The sequence below is a fragment of the Stenotrophomonas riyadhensis genome, from assembly GCF_040256885.1.
In the GTDB taxonomy this organism is placed as follows: Bacteria; Pseudomonadota; Gammaproteobacteria; order Xanthomonadales; family Xanthomonadaceae; genus Stenotrophomonas; species Stenotrophomonas riyadhensis.
Window position 1 is genome coordinate 3,664,513 of the sequence record NZ_CP155568.1, and the last position, 17,690, is coordinate 3,682,202.

12 protein-coding genes are annotated in these 17,690 nt (G+C 67.6%); 2 read left to right on the forward strand and 10 right to left on the reverse strand.

The window, feature by feature from the left end; all coding sequences use genetic code 11:
• Window positions 1–222: 222 nt before the first annotated feature.
• Window positions 223–1,644: a M28 family peptidase gene (locus SriyCCGPB3_RS17015; RefSeq protein ID WP_110713390.1), complete on the forward strand. Its 1,422-nt coding sequence runs from the start codon at window positions 223–225 to the stop codon at window positions 1,642–1,644.
• A 145-nt stretch (window positions 1,645–1,789) separates the two neighbouring features.
• On the opposite strand, the gene SriyCCGPB3_RS17020 is transcribed toward SriyCCGPB3_RS17015, so the two are convergent.
• From SriyCCGPB3_RS17020 to SriyCCGPB3_RS17065, 10 genes are all read right to left on the reverse strand, one after another.
• Entirely contained in the window at window positions 1,790–3,241 is a 1,452-nt protein-coding gene (locus tag SriyCCGPB3_RS17020; protein WP_350259534.1) for an alanine/glycine:cation symporter family protein, read from the reverse strand.
• A gap of 10 nt (window positions 3,242–3,251) precedes the next feature.
• Window positions 3,252–4,244, reverse strand: a complete 993-nt coding sequence (locus SriyCCGPB3_RS17025; RefSeq protein WP_350259535.1) for a hypothetical protein — start codon at window positions 4,242–4,244, stop codon at window positions 3,252–3,254.
• Window positions 4,245–4,481: 237 nt separating this feature from the next.
• Window positions 4,482–5,318 carry a TrmH family RNA methyltransferase gene (locus SriyCCGPB3_RS17030; RefSeq protein ID WP_180846455.1) on the reverse strand — a complete coding sequence of 279 codons (837 nt, stop codon included), beginning with the start codon at window positions 5,316–5,318 and terminating at the stop codon, window positions 4,482–4,484.
• Window positions 5,319–6,830, reverse strand: coding sequence for an alanine/glycine:cation symporter family protein (locus tag SriyCCGPB3_RS17035; RefSeq protein ID WP_180860853.1), 1,512 nt, complete (start codon window positions 6,828–6,830; stop codon window positions 5,319–5,321).
• 211 nt (window positions 6,831–7,041) lie between these two features.
• A complete protein-coding gene (locus SriyCCGPB3_RS17040) occupies window positions 7,042–7,614 on the reverse strand; it encodes a GNAT family N-acetyltransferase (protein WP_433963296.1) in 573 nt (190 codons plus the stop codon).
• 16 nt (window positions 7,615–7,630) lie between these two features.
• A complete protein-coding gene (locus tag SriyCCGPB3_RS17045) occupies window positions 7,631–10,756 on the reverse strand; it encodes an efflux RND transporter permease subunit (RefSeq protein WP_350259537.1) in 3,126 nt (1,041 codons plus the stop codon).
• Window positions 10,753–11,859, reverse strand: coding sequence for an efflux RND transporter periplasmic adaptor subunit (locus SriyCCGPB3_RS17050; RefSeq protein WP_197611738.1), 1,107 nt, complete (start codon window positions 11,857–11,859; stop codon window positions 10,753–10,755). The genes SriyCCGPB3_RS17045 and SriyCCGPB3_RS17050 overlap by 4 nt, the downstream gene beginning before the upstream one ends.
• A 273-nt stretch (window positions 11,860–12,132) precedes the next feature.
• Window positions 12,133–14,196: a TonB-dependent copper receptor gene (locus SriyCCGPB3_RS17055; protein WP_350259538.1), complete on the reverse strand. Its 2,064-nt coding sequence runs from the start codon at window positions 14,194–14,196 to the stop codon at window positions 12,133–12,135.
• 72 nt (window positions 14,197–14,268) lie between these two features.
• Window positions 14,269–14,700, reverse strand: coding sequence for a DUF2946 domain-containing protein (locus SriyCCGPB3_RS17060; RefSeq protein WP_110713404.1), 432 nt, complete (start codon window positions 14,698–14,700; stop codon window positions 14,269–14,271).
• Window positions 14,701–15,352: 652 nt separating this feature from the next.
• A complete protein-coding gene (locus SriyCCGPB3_RS17065) occupies window positions 15,353–16,336 on the reverse strand; it encodes a LysR family transcriptional regulator (RefSeq protein ID WP_010481448.1) in 984 nt (327 codons plus the stop codon).
• 207 nt (window positions 16,337–16,543) lie between these two features.
• Between SriyCCGPB3_RS17065 and cysK the strand changes: the two genes are divergently transcribed.
• A complete protein-coding gene (cysK, locus tag SriyCCGPB3_RS17070) occupies window positions 16,544–17,503 on the forward strand; it encodes a cysteine synthase A (protein ID WP_110713406.1) in 960 nt (319 codons plus the stop codon).
• The last annotated feature ends 187 nt before the right edge of the window (window positions 17,504–17,690 follow it).

Genomic DNA, 17,690 nt, shown 5'->3' on the forward strand with positions numbered 1-17,690 from the left:
GCCTACCGGTAGTGCCGGCCGCTGGCCGGCAAGGTCGGAACAAGCGGGGAGCCGGCCGGCGGCCGGCACTACCGCGGCTGCACGAAAGCCCCGCCCCGGCGGGGCTTTCGCTTTGCCGGACGTGGCGGAAAACAGCGTTCGCGGCAGCCATGACCTCCCGCCCATGCGCCGGGCTGAACGACTGTTAAGCTCCAAGGCTTAGGTCCCTTCCCGGAGTTGTCCATGCGTCGCCGCGTCCTTGCCATCGCATCCTCCCTCGCCCTGCTGGCCGCCCCGGCCTTCGCGGCGCCGCGTACCACCACCCTGCCCCCGGCGTCGCTGGCCACCGCCGCACAGCTGCGCGACCAGGCGCTGGCCGATGACACCGGCTGGAAGGTGGTCGAATCGCTCACCACCGAGATCGGTCCGCGCATCGCCGGCAGCGAGGCCGACGCCCGCGCCGTGGCCTGGGCCGAAGCCAAGTTCAAGGCCCTCGGCTTCGACAAGGTGTGGAAGGAACCGGTGACGTTCCCGAAGTGGGAGCGCCGCAGTGAACACGCCGCGGTGACCGGCAGGAACCCGCAGCCGCTGCAGATCACCGCGCTGGGCGGCAGCCCGGGCGGCACCGTTGAAGCCGAAGTGGTCCGCTTCGCCGACCTGGCCGCGCTGCAGGCGGCACCGGCCGGTTCGCTGAAGGGCAAGATCGCCTTCGTTGATTACCAGATGCTGCCGTTCCGCGATGGCCGCGACTACGGCCGTGGCGGCGCGATCCGCAGCAAGGGCCCGTCCGAAGCGATCCGCAAGGGCGCGGTCGGCTTCCTGATGCGCTCGGCCGGTACCGACTCGCACCGCGTGCCGCACACCGGCATCACCCGTTTCGATGAAGGCCTGACCCCGGTGCCGTCGGCGGCGCTGTCGGTGCCCGATGCCGACCAGTTGGCGCGCCTGCTGGCACGTGGCAGCACCACGGTGAAGGTGGCGCTGGACTGCGGTTGGGATGGCACCGCCACCTCGTACAACGTGATCGGTGAGATCACCGGCCGCAGCCTGCCGAAGGAAGTAGTGGTGATCGGTGGTCATCTGGATTCGTGGGACCTGGGCACCGGCGCGGTGGATGACGGCGCAGGCGTGGGCATCACCATGGCCGCCGGCCACCTGATCGGCCAGCTCAAGCAGGCGCCGAAGCGCACCATTCGCGTGATCGCGTTCGCCAACGAGGAACAGGGGCTGTACGGCGGCAAGGCCTACGCCGAAGCGCACGCCAAGGATGTGGCCCTGCACCAGCTGGCTGCCGAGAGTGACTTCGGTGCCGGCCGCATCTATGCCTTCAATACCGGTTCGCCGAACCCGGAAGGCTCGCGCGAAGCGACGAAGCAGATTGCCGAGGTGATGAAACCGCTGGGCATCGAGTACCAGGCCGACAAGGGTGGCCCGGGTCCGGACGTCGGTCCGCTGGCTGCCAAGGGCGGTGCGTGGGCATGGCTGGCGCAGGACGGCTCGGATTACTTCCACCTGCACCACACCGCCGACGACACGCTGGACAAGATCGACCCGAAGGCGCTGGCGCAGAACGTGGCTGCCTACACTGTGTTCGCGTACCTGGCGGCGGAAGCCGATGGCAGCTTCGGCAGCGAGGCCAAGGCGACCACGCCGCCGAACGAGTGATGCGGTAGTGCCGGGCCATGCCCGGCGAACGCAACTGGAAGCGCGGTGCGAACCAAGGTTCGCACCCACCGGCAATGGCGCACCCACCGGGTAATGGCGTGCGGCCAGAGCCCTCGCCGTGACGAGGGATCTGACCCCGGTCCTGTCAGCCCTCCCACACGCTGGTGTTGTGTACACCCAGCAGCTTCGGATTGAACAGCGGATCCTTGCCCGCCTGGCGGTGCTGTTCGTAGTCGCGCAGCGCCGCCAGCGCCGGCTTCTGCAGCAGCAGGATGGCGATGATGTTCAACCAGCTCATCAGGCCGACGCCGATGTCGCCCAGCGACCACGCGATCGTTGCACTGTTCACCGCTGAGTAGCCGGTCGCGGCCAGGAACAGCAGCTGGAACCCGCCCATCACCCACGGCGCGGGACGATCACGGCACAGGTAGCTGATGTTGGTCTCGGCCATGTAGTACAGCGCCAGGATGGTGGTGAACGCGAACGGCAGGATCGCCAGCGCCACGAACGAGCGGCCGAAGCCCGGCAACGCGGATTCCACCGCATGCTGCACGAAGCGCGGCCCGGCCTCGACGCCGGGCAGATTGCCCAGCAGCAGGCGCGCCTCATCCGGAATGCCATTCACTGCCGGGTCGTAGACGTTGTACAGACCCGTGGACAGGATCAGGAACGCGGTGGCACTGCACACCACCATCGTGTCGATGTAGACCGAGAACGACTGCACCAGGCCCTGCTTGACCGGATGCGAAACTTCGGCGGCAGCGGCCGGATGCGCACCGCTGCCCATGCCGGCCTCGTTGGACAGCACGCCACGGCGCACGCCCCACTGGATGGCGGTACCGATCATTGCACCGAAGGCGGCATCCACACCGAATGCGCTGCGCAGCACCAGCATGATCACCTCCGGTACTTTCTCTGCATTGAGCACCATCACCAGCGCCGCCACCAGCAGATACGCCACTGCCATCAGCGGCACCACCCATTCGGCAACCCGCGCGATGCGGCGCACGCCGCCGATCAGGATCGCACCCAGCACCACCAGCAGTACCGCCGTAGTGGTCATCACCGGCACGTTCCAGGCTTCGTTCACCGCACTGGTGATGGCGTTGGACTGGGTGCCGGCCAGCATCGCGCCGGCCAGTACGGTCACCAGTGCGAACAGCACCGCGTACCAGCGCTGGCCCAGGCCTTTTTCGATGTAGTAGGCGGGCCCACCGCGATACTGGCCCTTGGCATCGCGGTCCTTGTAGATCTGCGCCAGCGTGGATTCGATGAAGGCACTGGACGCGCCGAGGAAGGCGACGATCCACATCCAGAAGATCGCGCCCGGGCCGCCAAAGGCGATCGCCATCGCCACGCCGGCGATGTTGCCGACCCCGACCCGGCTGGACAACGACAGCGACAGGGCCTGGAACGGTGACACGCCGGATTCGGAGCGCTCATGACGGAACATCAGGCGCAGCATGTCCGGCAGCGCACGCAACTGGATGAAGCGGGTGCGCACGCTGAAGTACAGGCCAGCGAGCAGGCACAGCACCACCAGGTACGGGCTCCAGACGACGCCGAGGATCGTGTTGACGATGGATTCGATGTTCATCGGCCGCCCCTCAGAAGAACATGCCCAGGGCGACCTGGGGGCTGATGATGCGGCCGGCGTTGCGCCCGGCCACGGTGAATTCGATGCCGGCGATCAGGCCCAGCGACGGACTGAAGTGGTACTCCACGGCCGGCGCCAGGCTGACGTTGCGGCTGGCCGGACGGTGCTCTTCAATCCGTTCGATCACACCACTGCTGTTGCGTGCGAAGCCGCTCAGGCGCTGGCCGGTCTCGCGGCTTGCGGCCATTTCCATCACGCCCACCCAGCGTGAGTTGAAGCTGTACTCGGCGCCCACCGACAGGCCCAGTACCGAGCCGCGCGAAATGTGCCCCTGGAAGCTGTCGTCGGTGCCATACACGCTGGTGCCGGAAATGGCGGTGCGCGATGGAGCAGGACCGGCGCTGAGCTGGGCGCGCCAGCGCAGCGGGCGATCGTTGCCCAGCCACACCACCTGCTGCACGCCCAGCGCGGCGGTGGTGCGCTGCACGCCATCGCCCTGCGCATCCAGCGGATTGCCGGTGATGCGGTCGTGGCTGCCGGTGCTGAAGCGCTGCACCAGCGCGACCGAGATGGCCGGACGGGTGCCATCGGCATTCGGCGCCTGCAGCAGGTACTGCAGGCGTGCCGTGGTGTCGCCGGCACGGAAGCCGCTGCTGCGCGCACTGCCGGATTCCGAGCGTGAGGCGCTGAGATTGACCTGGCCCATGACCCGGTCGCTGAAGCCGTAGATGATCGGCACCACGGTCGCCCACGCACCACTGCGCTCGGCGCTGCGGCGGCGATCCCCGTTGTTGTCGTAGTGGTCGCGGCTGTCGACCCGCACCAGATAGGGCTCGATGTACCAGTTGCCCTGCGGCAGGCCGGCCGGATTCGGCGTGATCAACGGGCCGGTGAAATTGATCCCGTCGAGGCTGCGTTCTCCGGCCTGCACCGCGGGTGACGCAAGCGCAGCGAGTGCCAGCACCAGGCAAGTGCGGCGAGTGCGGCGTTGGATTCGATGCATGGAACCACTCCTGTACGACGTTGGAAGGATCTCCACCGTGCGGCGCGGGAAACGGCCCAGCAATGAGATAAGTTCTAAAATTGCCTGTCGTTCGGTCAAGCGTGCTTGAAACAACGTGAGCTGACGCAGATGACCCAATTCCCCTGGCATGCACCGCTTGCGCTCTTGCACCGCGCAAAAGAAAACCCGGCCACAAGGGCCGGGTCCGGGCATCAGCACGGCATTGAAACCGCGCGATCAGCCGTTGCGTCGGCTCGCCCACTGCGCCAGCAGCACCGCCGTGGCTGAGGCCACGTTCAGGCTCTCCACCGCGCCACTGCCGGGAATCGAGACCTGCAGGTCGCACTGGCCGGCCAGGCTGCGGTCCATGCCCTCGCCCTCTGCGCCCATCACGTACACCAACCGTTCCGGCAGCGATGCGCGGAATACGTCGTCACCGCCATCGACCAGGGTTGCCGCCAGGCCAAAACCGGCCGCACGCAGCTGCGACATTGCCTGCGCGGTCTCCGGCAGCTGTACCAGCGGGACGGCTTCGGCACCGCCCTCAGCCACACGCGCGGCGGCACCGGACAACGCCAGCGTGCTGGCGGCCGGCAGCAGCAGTGCCTTGGCACCGAAGTGCGCGGCCGAGCGCAGGATCGCGCCCAGGTTGTGCGGGTTGCCCACGCCATCCAGCCACAGCGCCAGCGCCGGGCCGTCGCCGACCTGCTCCAGCCACTGCGCCAGCGGCAGTGCCGGTGCACGCAGCACATCGGCCACCACGCCTTCGTGATGGGTGGTGCCGGCGAGCTTGTTCAGATCGCCGTCTTCAACCACGCGGTACCCCACGCGGTTGGCCACGCACCACTTCAGCAGCGGCTGCAGCCGCGCAATGCGCGCCTCCAGCAGGTACAGCTTGCGCAGCGCCTGCGGCCGCGCCTCGAACGCGGCCAGCACGGCATTCAGGCCGTACAGGCGCAGCTCATCGCTGCCACCGCGCCCGCCACCGCCCGTGGCCGGCACCTCCGGGCGCGGCAACGGCGTTGCGCGCGGCGGACGGGCGGACGGGCGGCGGTTGTTCCAAGGGTTGTTCACTTACACACTCTCCTGCTTGCGCTGGCGCCAGAAATCAGCGTTCTTGATGCCCAGGGCATCAGGGTCGAACACCGGATCCAGGCCGAGCTTCTTCTGTCGTTCGTAGTCACGCAGGGCCAGCATTGCCGGCTTCTGGATGATGAGGATGGCAATGATGTTCAGCCAGGCCATCAGGCCCACGCCGATGTCACCCAGCGCCCAGGCCAGGGTTGCATTATGGAACGCGCCGAACACCACCATGGCGATGATGCCCAGGCGCAGCACCAGCACGGTCAGCGGGCGCTTCTTGTTGTGGTTCACATAGCTGAGATTGGTCTCGGCCATGTAGTAGTACGCCATGATGGTGGTGAAGGCGAAGAAGAAGATGGCGATGGACACGAACGCCGAACCCCAGCCCGGCAGCACCGCTTCCACGCCGGCCTGAGCGTAGCCCGCGCCTTCCGGAATGCCGGCCAGACCCTGGAAGATCGGCGGGGCGCCGGCACCTGCTGGCGAATACACGTTGTAGGTGCCGCTGGCCAGGATCAGGAACGCGGTGGCGGTGCACACCATCATGGTGTCGAAGTAGATGGCGAAGGCCTGCACGTAACCCTGCTTGGCCGGGTGCGAGACTTCCGAGGCCGCTGCCGCGTGCGGGCCCGAGCCCTGGCCGGCCTCGTTGGCATAGATGCCGCGCTTGATGCCCCACTCCACCGCCAGGCCCATCATCGCGCCGAACGCGGCGTGGGTGCCGAAGGCGCTGCTGAAGATGATGTTGAACATCTCCGGCACGCGGTCGTAGTTGATGATCATGATGACGATGGCCATCAGGATGAAGCCGGCGGCCATGAACGGCACCACCACTTCGGCGAAGTTGGCGATGCGCTTGACGCCACCGAAGATCACCACGCCCAGCAGCAGCGCGACCACGATGCCGATGCCCAGCTTCAGCGCCTGCACCGATTCCATGCCGAAGGCCTGGCCATCGAGCGGACCGCACAGCGCAGTGCCGCGGCAGGCGTTGATGATGCTGTCGGCGATGGCGTTCGCCTGCACACCGGGCATCAGGAAACCGGCGGCAATGATCGTGGCGATGGCAAAGGCCAGCGCGTACCACTTCAGGCCCATGGCCTTTTCGATGTAGTACGCCGGGCCACCGCGATAACGGCCTTCGGCATCCTTGGTCTTGTAGATCTGCGCCAGGGTGCATTCCACGTACGAGGTGGACGCGCCGAGGAAGCCCATCACCCACATCCAGAAGATCGCACCGGGGCCGCCGAAGGCGATGGCGGTAGCCACGCCGGCGATGTTACCGATGCCCATGCGGCCGGCCATCGACATGGCCAGGGCCTGGAAGGACGACACGCCAGCGTCGGATTTCTCACCCCTGACGGTGAGGCGGCACATCTCGAGGAAGCCGCGGATCTGCATGAAGCGCGTGCGCAGGCTGAAGAACAGGCCGGCGCCCAGGCACACGAAGATCAGTGCCTTGCTCCAGATGATGCTGTTGATGAAGTGTACGGTTGCTTCCACGCGCGCTCTCTCCAGTCGGCGGGTTGTAAGGACGTCCCGTCGGCTGGAGGGGACCGGTCGATTCTCCCTGATCGAAGGCCGCTGCGGTAGCGCCAGAAGGATGGGGTCGGATCCCTTGCGCAGCGCGCAGGGGCTCTGACCCCGGTTCTACCGTTTAGCGGGTTGGGGGTCAGAGCCCTTTTCTGCGAAAAGGGATCTGACCCCGGGCCATTCAGGGCAGCTGCGTGCGTACCCGGGCAAAACGGCGCAGGTCGTGCAGCACGCCGCGCTTGTAGACCGCGCAGCGGTCCACGCCTTCTTCCTGGAAACCGTTCTTTTCCAGCACACGGGCCGAGCCGAGGTTGAAGTCGACCACCCCGGCCTGCAGCCTGAACAGGCAAAGTTCGTCCATCACCCAGGGGGCGAACAGGCCGACCACCCGGGTCATCACTCCTTGGCCCCAGTAGGCCTGGCCCAACCAGTAGCCCAGCTCGGCCATGTGCCCGCGCTCGGCACTGCCCTGCTGGGCCCCGACGCTGCCGCAGGCCTGGCCGTCGATCTCGATGGCCAGGTTCAGGGTACCGGGGGCCAGCACGCGGCCGGCCAGGAAGGCCTCGCCATCCTCGCGCGTGTACGGATACGGGAAGCGGTCGCGCAGGCCGCGCGACACCTCGGCGTCGTTGGCGTGGTGCAGCAGGGATTCGAGGTCTTCATTGCGCCAGGGGCGCAGCAGGAAGCCCTGGCCCTGCAGGTATGGGGTCAGAGCCCTTTCCCCTTGGGAAAGGGATCCGACCCCGCCTGCCATCCCGTTGGCGGTTGGATCAGGCATGGCCACCCACCGAGGGCGATTCCGCTTCCTGCTTCTCCAGCTCGCGCTTCACCGCTTCCGGCGAGCGGGTGTACGGGGCCAGCCGCGCGTAGAACGCCGGCACCACGAACAGCGACAGGAAGGTCGAGAGGGTCACGCCGAAGATGATCACGATGCCGATCGTGCCACGGCTGGCCGAACCGGGGCCACCGGCCACCACCAGCGGAATCGCGCCGACCACGGTGGCGATCGAGGTCATCAGGATCGGGCGCAGGCGCACCATCGCCGATTCGATGATCGCCTCGCGCACGGTTCTTCCGTCGTCACGCAGCTGGTTGGCGAATTCGACGATGAGGATGCCGTTCTTCGCGGCCAGGCCGACCAGCATGACGATGCCGATCTGGCTGAACAGGTTCACCGTGCCGCCGCTCACCCACAACCCGACCAGCGCGCCGAGCACGCCCAGCGGCACGGTCAGCATGATGGTGAGCGGGTGGATGAAGCTCTCGAACTGCGCGGCCAGCACCAGGTAGACCACCAGCAGGGCCATCGCGAAGGTCAGCAGTACGGCACCACCGGCGCTCTGGTACTCACGCGATTCGCCCTTCCAGTTCACCTGTGCGTACTGCGGCAGCTCCTCGCGAGCCACGTTCTGCGCCCAGGCAATGGCCTCGCCCAGCGGATAGCCCGGCGCCAGGCCGGCGTTGATGGTGATCGAGCGCAGGCGGTTGAAGCGGTTCAGGGTGCCGGCCTCGGCCACTTCGCTCAGCGTGACCAGGTTGGACAGCGGCACCAGTTCGCCGGAAGTCGCGCGCACGCGGATCGCCGCCAGGTCGGCCGGGCTGGCACGGCCATCGCGGCCGGCCTGCACCAGCACGTCGTACTCCTCGCCGTTGTCGACGAAGGTGGTGACGCGGCGCGAACCCATCATGGTTTCCAGCGCCGAACCGATCGCGGTGACCGGCACGCCGAGGTCGGCCGCACGCTGGCGGTCGATGTTGACCCGCATCTGCGGCCGGGTCTCCTTGTAGTCCGAGTCGGGGCCGACCAGGCCGGGATTGTCGGCCATGCGCAGCAGGATGCGGTCGCGCCACTGCGCGATCTCGGCATATTCCGGACCACCCAGCACGATCTGGAACGGCTGGCCGCCGCTGCGCACCAGGCCACCGCCCACCTGCGTGCGTACGCGCACGCCACGGATGGTATCCAGCTCCTTCTGCAGTTCGTTGGCTACTTCCGGCGTGCCCTCGCTGCGCTGGCGCCACGGCTGCAGGAAGATGCTGACGCGGCCGGTGTGCATTTCCTCGCTGGCGCCCCAGCCACCCGGCACGCGCGGGTTGGCGCGCACGATTGGCTTGTCCGGGCCGACATGCGGTGCCAGCATCGCTTCCACCTGCTGCACCTGCTGCACGGTGTAGTCGTAGCCGGCGCCTTCCGGGCCGTCGATCATGATCTGGAACGAACCGCGGTCTTCGGCCGGCGCCAGTTCCGACGGCAGCAGCTTGAGCAGGCCCCAGCTGGCGGCCAGTGCAGCCACCATCACCAGCAGGTAGATCCAGGTGCGGTCCACGTGGTGGTCGAGCACCCGCCCATAGGCCCCTGCCAGGCGCTCCAGGTTGCGGTTGACGAAGCCATGCAGGCCACGCGGCGCGTGCCCGGTGTGCGGCTTGAGCAGCTTGGAGGCCATCATCGGCGTCAGCGTCAGCGCCACGAAGGCGGACAATGCCACCGCGGCGGCCAGCGCCACCGCCAGCTCGCGGAACAGGCGCCCGGTGTTGCCTTCCAGGAAACCGACCGGCAGGAACACCGCCACCAGCACCGCGGTGGTAGCAATCACCGCGAAGGCGACCTGCGCGGTGCCGCGCTTTGACGCCACCAGCGGCGGTTCGCCCAGATCGATGCGGCGCTGCACGTTCTCCACCACCACGATCGCATCGTCCACCACCAGGCCGATGCACAGCACCAGCGCCAACAGGGTCAGCAGGTTGATCGAGAAATCAAACGCATACAGTGCGATGAACGCCGCGACCAGGCAGACCGGCACGGTCACCGCCGGAATCAGCGCGGCGCGGAAGCTGCCGAGGAACAGCCAGATCACCGCCAGCACCAGGATCATCGCCTCCACCAGCGTGGCGTAGACGCGGTCCACCGCGGCTTCGATGAAGGTGGTGTTGTCGAAGGCAACGAAGATCTGCGTGCCCTTGGGCAGGGTCAGCGCGACCCGTTCGGCTTCAGCGCGCGCAGTACGCGCCACGTCCAGCGAGTTGGCGGTGGAGGTCTTGACGATGCCCAGGCCGATGCCCGGCTCGCCGTTGCTGCGGTAGTACGCGCGGCGCTCGGCCGAGGCCAGCTCGATCTTCGCCACATCGCCCATGCGCACCACGTAGCCATCGCGTCCCTTGCCCAGCGGGATGGTCGCGAAGTCTTCCGGCTTGATGTAGTTGCGCTCCACGCGCAGGGTGAAATCGCGGTCGGTCGACTCGATGCGGCCGGCCGGCAGTTCCACGTTCTCGTTGCGCAGCGCGGTTTCGACGTCGCCGGTGGTCAGCCCGCGCGCCGCCAGCTGGTCGCGGTCCAGCCAGATCCGCATCGCGTAACGCTGGCGGCCGCCGATGCGGACCTGGGCCACGCCGTCGAGGCTGGAGAAACGATCGACCACGTAGCGGTCGGCGTAGTCGCTCAGCTCCAGCGTGTCCATGGTCGAGGAGACCATGTTGAACCAGATGATCGGGTCGGCATCGCTCTCGACCTTGGCGATCTCCGGCGGACGCGCTTCCTCCGGCATGCGGTCGGCGACGCGGCTGACCGCATCGCGCACGTCATTGGCCGCCGCTTCGATATCACGGTTGGAGGTGAATTCGATGCTGACCTGCGAGCGGCCGTTGTTGCTGCGCGCATTGATCGTATCGATGCCTTCGATGCCGGCCAGCGCGTCTTCCAGTACCTGGGTGATGCGGCTTTCGATGACTGCGGCCGAGGCGCCGGTGTAGTCCACCGACACCGAGACGATCGGCGGATCGATGGCCGGCAGCTCACGCAGGGTCAGGCGGGTGAAGGACATCACGCCCAGCACCAGCAGCAACAGGCTCATCACCACGGCAAACACCGGCCGCTGGATGGAGATGTCGGACAGCTTCATCCGCCGTGGCCCTCGGCCGCGACCGGCGCTGCAGCGTCAGCGGGCTTCGCACCGCTGGCCGGGGCCGCGTCCTTGGCCGCGACCTTCAGGCCCGGGCGCAGCTTGCCGGTGCCATCGACCACGATGCGCTGGCCCGCTTCCAGGCCCTGCCTGATCTCGACCACGCCGGCACGGCGCGCGCCGGTGACCACGTCCACGCGCTCGACGCTGTCGTCGGCCTTGATGCGGTACATGAAGGTATCGCGGCCGACCTGCACCACGGCGATCTCCGGCACCACCAGCGCCGGGCGCTCGGGCCGGAACAGGCGCACGTCCAGCAACATGCCCGGACGCAGCGCATGGTCGCCGTTGGCGAAATCGGCGCGCACGGTCACCGCACGGGTGGCCGGGTCGATGCGCGCATCGATGGTGCTGACCACACCCTCGAAGGTGCGGCCGGGCCACGCCACGCTGGTGGCACTGACCTTGTCACCGACGCCCAGTGCGGCCAGTTCCACTTCCGGCACCTGGAAATCGATGTGCATGTGCTCGATGTCGTCGAGCGTGGCGATCACCGTGGTCGGCGTCAGCAGCGTGCCCGGGCTGACCTGGCGGATACCCAGGACGCCAGCGAACGGCGCACGCACGCGACGGTCGCCGATATCCGACTGCATCTGCGCCACACGCGCCTCGGCGGCATCGCGGATCGACTTCTGCGTATCCAGCGTGGCGCTGGACACCAGCCGCTGGGTGGCCAGCTCGCGCTGGCGCTTGTACAGCTGGTCGGCCTCGTGGAAGGTGGCCTGCGCCTGCACCAGCGCAGCCTCCTGGGCCTGGCCGCGCAGGGTCACGATCGGCGCCCCGGCAGCGATGTGCTGGCCGCTTTCGAAGTGCACCTTCTCGACGATTTCGCTGACCTTGGCGGTCACGCTGATGGATTCACGCGCCTTGGCCGTGCCCAGTGCCTGCAGGGTGTCGTTCCACTGCGTGGACTGCACGACCTGCGCGGTGACCGGCACCGCTTCTCCCTGCCGACGGGCGGCGGCCTCCTGTTTGCCTGCGCACCCGGCCAGCACGGCCAGGCTGAGGCCAAGGGCCAGGGTCGAAGCGATACGAGCCAACATGAACGGTCCTGAGTGATCCACGGCCGCCGAGTGTAGGCAAGGGCCCGCAAAAGCGGTATGTGCCAAGCGTTTACCGGCGTGGAACCAGGGCTGCGATAGCGCCTTGAACCCGTTCCGTGCAAGGCTGATATCAGCGGTGTCGGCGTGTGTCGAGGTGTATCCAGCCGCCCACTGTGGCCGCTGCCATCGTAGAGTCGAAGCTGCCCGACGGAGGGCGTCGGGCGGGGACGGATCCTGGCGGGGATCCGGCCCCGTTTTTTTGCATCCAACGGATCAATACCGGTAGTTCACCTTCATCCACAGGCTGCGGCCCGGCTCGTTGATGCGCACCGGATCGGCCGGGAAGCCGAAGTCGGCGCTGCCGGCAAGGTTCAGGTGCTCGCTGTAGGCACGGTCGAACAGGTTGTCGACGCCCGCGCTGAGCTGCAGCTGCGAACTGAAGCGGTACGCCGCGTTGAGCGCGAAAGTGGCGAAGCCGGCACTCGGCCCGAGATCCTGGGCGACGACGTTGCCTTGGCCATCTGCGACACGATGCTGGTGGGTCACCGCGCGCAGCAGTGCACCGGCACTCCAGCGCTGGCCCTCCCAGTTCGCGCTCAGGCGTGCTTCCAGCGGTGGCATCTGCGGCAACGGGCGATGCTGGTCGCGGTTCTCGCCCCACGCATAGGCCAGCGTGCCGCCCAGCGTCCATTGTTCGGCCACGCTCACTTCCAGGCCCGCCTCGGCACCAGCGATACGCGCATCAACGTTGCTGGCTTGGCTCATGCCCATCATGCCGCTGCCGTGGTAGGTGAACAGGATGTAGTCCTGGATCTGCCCGGCGTACGCCGAAACCCAGGCCTGCACGCGCGGTCCCTTGTACTGCAGGCCGACATCGAGCTGGGTGGTGCGCTCCGGCTGGATACCGGCAAACGCGTTCACTGCACCGGCCGGGCCGTGGTTGGGCGAGAACAGCTCCCAGTAGTCGGGCATGCGTTCACTGTGGCCGAGGCCGGCATACCAGGTCAGGCCGTCGGCCAGGTCCTGCTCGTAGCGCAGGAAGCCACTGCCGAGCCATTCCTTGCGGCGTTGGCCCGCAGTCGGATTGGGCATGTTGCCCATCATTCCGCGGATCGACTGCCGCTCGTCGCGCACGCTGGCACGGTCGATGCGCAGGCCGCTGATCCAGCGCTGATCGGTGCCGGCACCGAGGGTCAACTCGGTGAACACACCATAGCGACGGAAGTTGGCATCGGTCTCCCACGCCGCCTGCCGGTAGGTGTCGCGGCCCATGCCCATGCGCCCACGATGGCGGCTGTCTTCGCCATCCACACCCGCCACCAGCTGCACATCCTGCCAGCGCCACTCGGAACTGACCCGGCCGCCCTGGGTTCGGCGATCCACGTTCGATGCCATCGGCATCGGCATCATGCTGTGCGGGTTCGGCGTGCGCAGCGTGTAGTTGTCCATCACGTGGTCGGCGTTGTTGTAGTACACGTTGGCCTGCACCGTGTCCCATGCCCCCGGCAGGTTGCGCTTCTCGAAACGCGCGGCGTAGCTGGTGCGTTCGAACGCGGCACCGTCCATGCCACGGCCCGCGTAGCGTGCGATGGCATCACCGGCACCGGCGGAAATCTCCAGCAGCGTGTCGGCATCCGGCGTCCAGCCGATGGCCACGTCACCGTTCCACTTGCGCCACTTCGACGGCACCACGTCACCGTTGCCATCCTTGTAGTCATCGGCTTCGGAACGGTTGCCACTGGCGCGCACGTAGCCGGTCGGATTGCCCAGGGTCAGGTCCAGCACCTGGTCGTTGCGGTTGCGCGAACCGACCAGCGCACTGGCATCGGCACGCACGCCCGGTTCCTCGAAACGCGGGGTATCGCGCTCGAACCGAACGGTGCCGGCCGACGCGCCGGCCCCCCAGCGCACGCTCTGCGGGCCCTTGATGATGGTCAGCCGGTCGAAGCTTTCCGGCGCGATGTAGGACAGCGGATTGTCCATGCGCGATGGGCAGGCGCCGATCAGGTTGCCGTCATTGCTGAGGATGTTCAGGCGCGAACCGAACATGCCGCGCAGCACCGGGTCGCCGTTGGTGCCGCCGTTGCGGATGGAGGAGAAGCCGGGGACGGTCTTCAGGTAATCAGCGCCATCACTGGCAGGCACGGGCTGCCGCGGCAGGCGCGGATCGGTCACCCAGTGCAACGGGGACGACGGTGCGGCGGCGGTGACCACCATCGTGTCGAGGGTACGCGCCTCTTCGGCAGGCGCAGCGTGGGCCAGTGACGCGGCCACGGCCAGGCCAAGGGCAACCGGCAGGCGCGCGCAGGCGCCCGCGGGGCGGGAAGTCATTTTCATCGGAACAGCTCCAAAGTACGCACGCGCGCACGGCGCCCGGTCAGGCGTCGTGCGGCAGATTCGATAGGGACATCAGCGGACGATGGAGAAACGCGGCGGCCCGCGCGCGGCATGTGCCGGCCAGCGCAGCGCGGGCAGTACCTGCTGTGACCACGGGAATACCAGCCGCGGCCGCCACAGCAGCGGCAACAGCAGCACCAGCACCGCCAGCCACGGCAGCAGGCGCATGGCCAGCACGCAGTATTCGCAGGCTTCGCCGTGCATGGCGTGGGGATCGGGCGGACGGCTGGGCGCGGCCGGCGCGGCGCCGTGCTGATCGTGCCCGGGCATGGCCATGGCGTGCATGTCATGGCCCATCGCGGCATGGTCCATGCCCGCCATCGCCGCGTGCTCCATCGGCGATGCCTGCAGCGCGCGGCTGACCAGCGGCGCGAGCACCATCAGCAGCGTCGCCAGGACGGCGAGCTGGAGCAGAAGGCGCTGCGGGCGGGACAGGCGGGTCACCCCGCTAGTGTAGAGCCGGGTCCAGAGTTACCCGTGCGACGAACCGTCGCAGGCATTTACGACACCCCGTCGTGGGGGTGTTCGGCAGGGCTGCGCCCTGCACCTGCAGATGCCACGTCCACGGCAAGAGCCGAAGCAACAGCAGAAGCTGGTTTCCTGAGGGATGGCGGGGCGGGTCCGGTTGCGGGAGACGCCGTAAACCCGTCCCTGGGGGCTTGGCCGCGGCATCCATGCCGCGGACACTCCCGCAACCGGCCCCACCCCGCCTTCGACAGTTTTCCGCGATCTGTCGGAACAACTCTCGGGGTCAGATCCGTTTTCCGAAGGAAAACGGATCTGACCCCAGATGTATTTCGATATCTGACAGTTTTCATCCACGCATGGCGTGGATCAACCGTGTCGACCAAGGTCGACACCTACCAACAGCCATCGGAATCTGTCAGAGGTGGGGCGGTGTGGGCGGGCAGGACCGTTGGCGCCATGGATGGCGCCATCGAGCCCCCATGGATGGGTTTACGGCGTGTCCTGCCTGCCCACACCGCCCCGCCATCCCACAGGAAACCCGCATTTGATGTTGATGTTGCTACTGAGGTTGCCGGCCAGCGGCCGGCACTACCGCGGGTGCAGGGCTGCAAGCCCTGCTCGACCCACCTCACACCGTGATGGTCTGGGTCAGTGACTCCCAGGTCGGTGGCACCGGCCACGCCGCCGCCTGGTTGCCATCCAGCACCCTTCGCAGGTCGCGCGGATCAATCTGCGGTGCCAGCACGTGCACCAGCTCCAGCGCGTAATCACGCAGCACGCGGTCGCGCGGCAGCACCGCCCACGCGATGCATTCGCTGATCGGGTCCGGCGCCGGCCACGATCTCAGGTCTTCGTCGTTGGAACTGACCGCCATCTCCGCCAGCAGGCCCACGCCCAGCCCGGTACGCACATAGGTCTTGATCAGGTCCGCATCAAGCGCGGTCAGCGCCAGGTCCGGCACCAGGCCGTTCGCAGCGAAGGCGCGCTGCAACGAGGAATTCGGCCGGGTCGAGGATTCGTAGCTGATCAGCGGTTGCCGGGCCAACGCGGCCAGGTCCGGTGCGCGACCCGCGCGGTCCAGCGGGTGGCCCTTCGGTACCACCACCAGACGTCGCCAGCGGAACAGCGGCACCGCGATGCCATCGGTGGGCTCACCGCCGGCGGTGCTGATGATGGCGATATCGGCATCACCCTGGTTCAAGCGGTCCAGCGCGTCGGCTTCACCGGCCTGCTGCAGGTGCACGCTCACCTGGGGATAGGCCTGCTTGATCGCCGCCACCGCCGGCGGCAGCACGAAGCGCGCCTGGGTGTGGGTGGTGGTCAGGATCAGCTGGCCCTGGCTCTCGCGGCGCTGGTTGGCCGCGTAGGTGCGGATGTTGTTGGCCTCGGCCAGCACCGCGCGGGCACGGGCGATGACCTCGGTGCCGGCCGGGGTGACCGACTCCAGGCTGCGGCCCTTGCGCACGAACAACAGGAAACCCAGCTCATCCTCCAGCTGCTTGAGCTGCTTGGACAGACCGGGCTGGGTGGCGTGCACGCGCGAGGCGGCCAGCGTGATGTTCAGCTCGGCGTCGGCGATGGCAACCAGGTAGCGCAGCTGGGTCAGCGTCATAGGAGGCAGGCGGCGTGGGGCGGAGGTCCACTCTAGGGTCAATTGCCGTCACCAGCTTATAACCAAAGGTTGTTTAAGAAAGGTATCTGGTCATTTCCGGGCGTCATATGCCGGCGCTACGGTCAGCCGGCAGCCGCTGGCCTGAACAGCCAGCCCTCCCCCTTCGCCCGCCGAAGCCCGGCGCGGCCCCGTTTCCGGAGCGCTTCCATGGCCCTGTACGACTCCATCCTCGATACCGTCGGCAACACCCCCATCGTCAGGCTGCAGCGCCTGGCGCCCCCGCAGGTCAGCGTCTACGCCAAGGTCGAGTCGTTCAACCCGGGCGGCTCGGTGAAGGACCGTCTGGCGCTGGCGATCATCCTCGACGCCGAGGCACGCGGCCTGCTCAAGCCGGGCGACACCATCGTCGAAGCCACTTCAGGCAACACTGGCGTGGCACTGGCGATGGTCGCCGCCGCGCGCGGCTACAAGTTCGTGGCCACCATGGTCGAGACCTTCTCGGTGGAGCGCCGCAAGCTGATGCGCGCCTATGGTGCCAAGGTGATCCTGACCCCGGCCGCCGAGCGCGGCAGCGGCATGGTGCGCAAGGCGGCCGAACTGGCCGAGCAGCACGGCTGGTTCCTGGCCAGCCAGTTCGCCAACCCGGCCAATCCGGCCTATCACCGCAACACCACCGCTGCCGAGATCCTGCGCGACTTCGCCGGCAAGCGGCTGGACTATTTCGTCAGCGGCTGGGGCACGGGCGGCACGCTTACCGGCGTGGGCGAAGTGCTGAAGGTCGCGCGCCCGCAGACCCGCATCATCGCCACCGAACCGGCCGGCGCTGCACTGCTCAAGGGCGATGACTGGAAGCCGCACAAGATCCAGGGCTGGACCCCGGACTTCGTGCCGGACGTGCTCAACCGCGATGTGGTGGACGAACTGGTCTCGGTCGAAGATGACCGCGCCATCACCACCGCGCGTCGCCTGGCTGCCGAGGAAGGCATCTTCGTCGGCATCTCCGCCGGCGCCACCGTGGCCAGTGCGTTGGACGTGGCCGCCCGCGCTGAACCGGGCTCGGTGATCCTGGCGATGCTGCCGGACACCGGTGAACGCTATTTCTCCACACCGCTGTTCGCCGATGTGAATGAAGGGTCCGACGACGAGTGGTTGGCCGGCCTGCCGTGACACCCGGGGTCAGAGCCTTTTCCGTTCGGAAAAGGATCCGACCCCATCCTGCTGGATGCCCGGGGTCGGATCCCTTTTCGGCAGGCAAAGGGCTCTGACCCCCTTCTGCTTCAGCCTGCGTGAAGGCGCCGCCCGCCATCGTGCGTGAAGGCCGTCGGATCGCAGCGCGTGAGACGGTCATGACGCA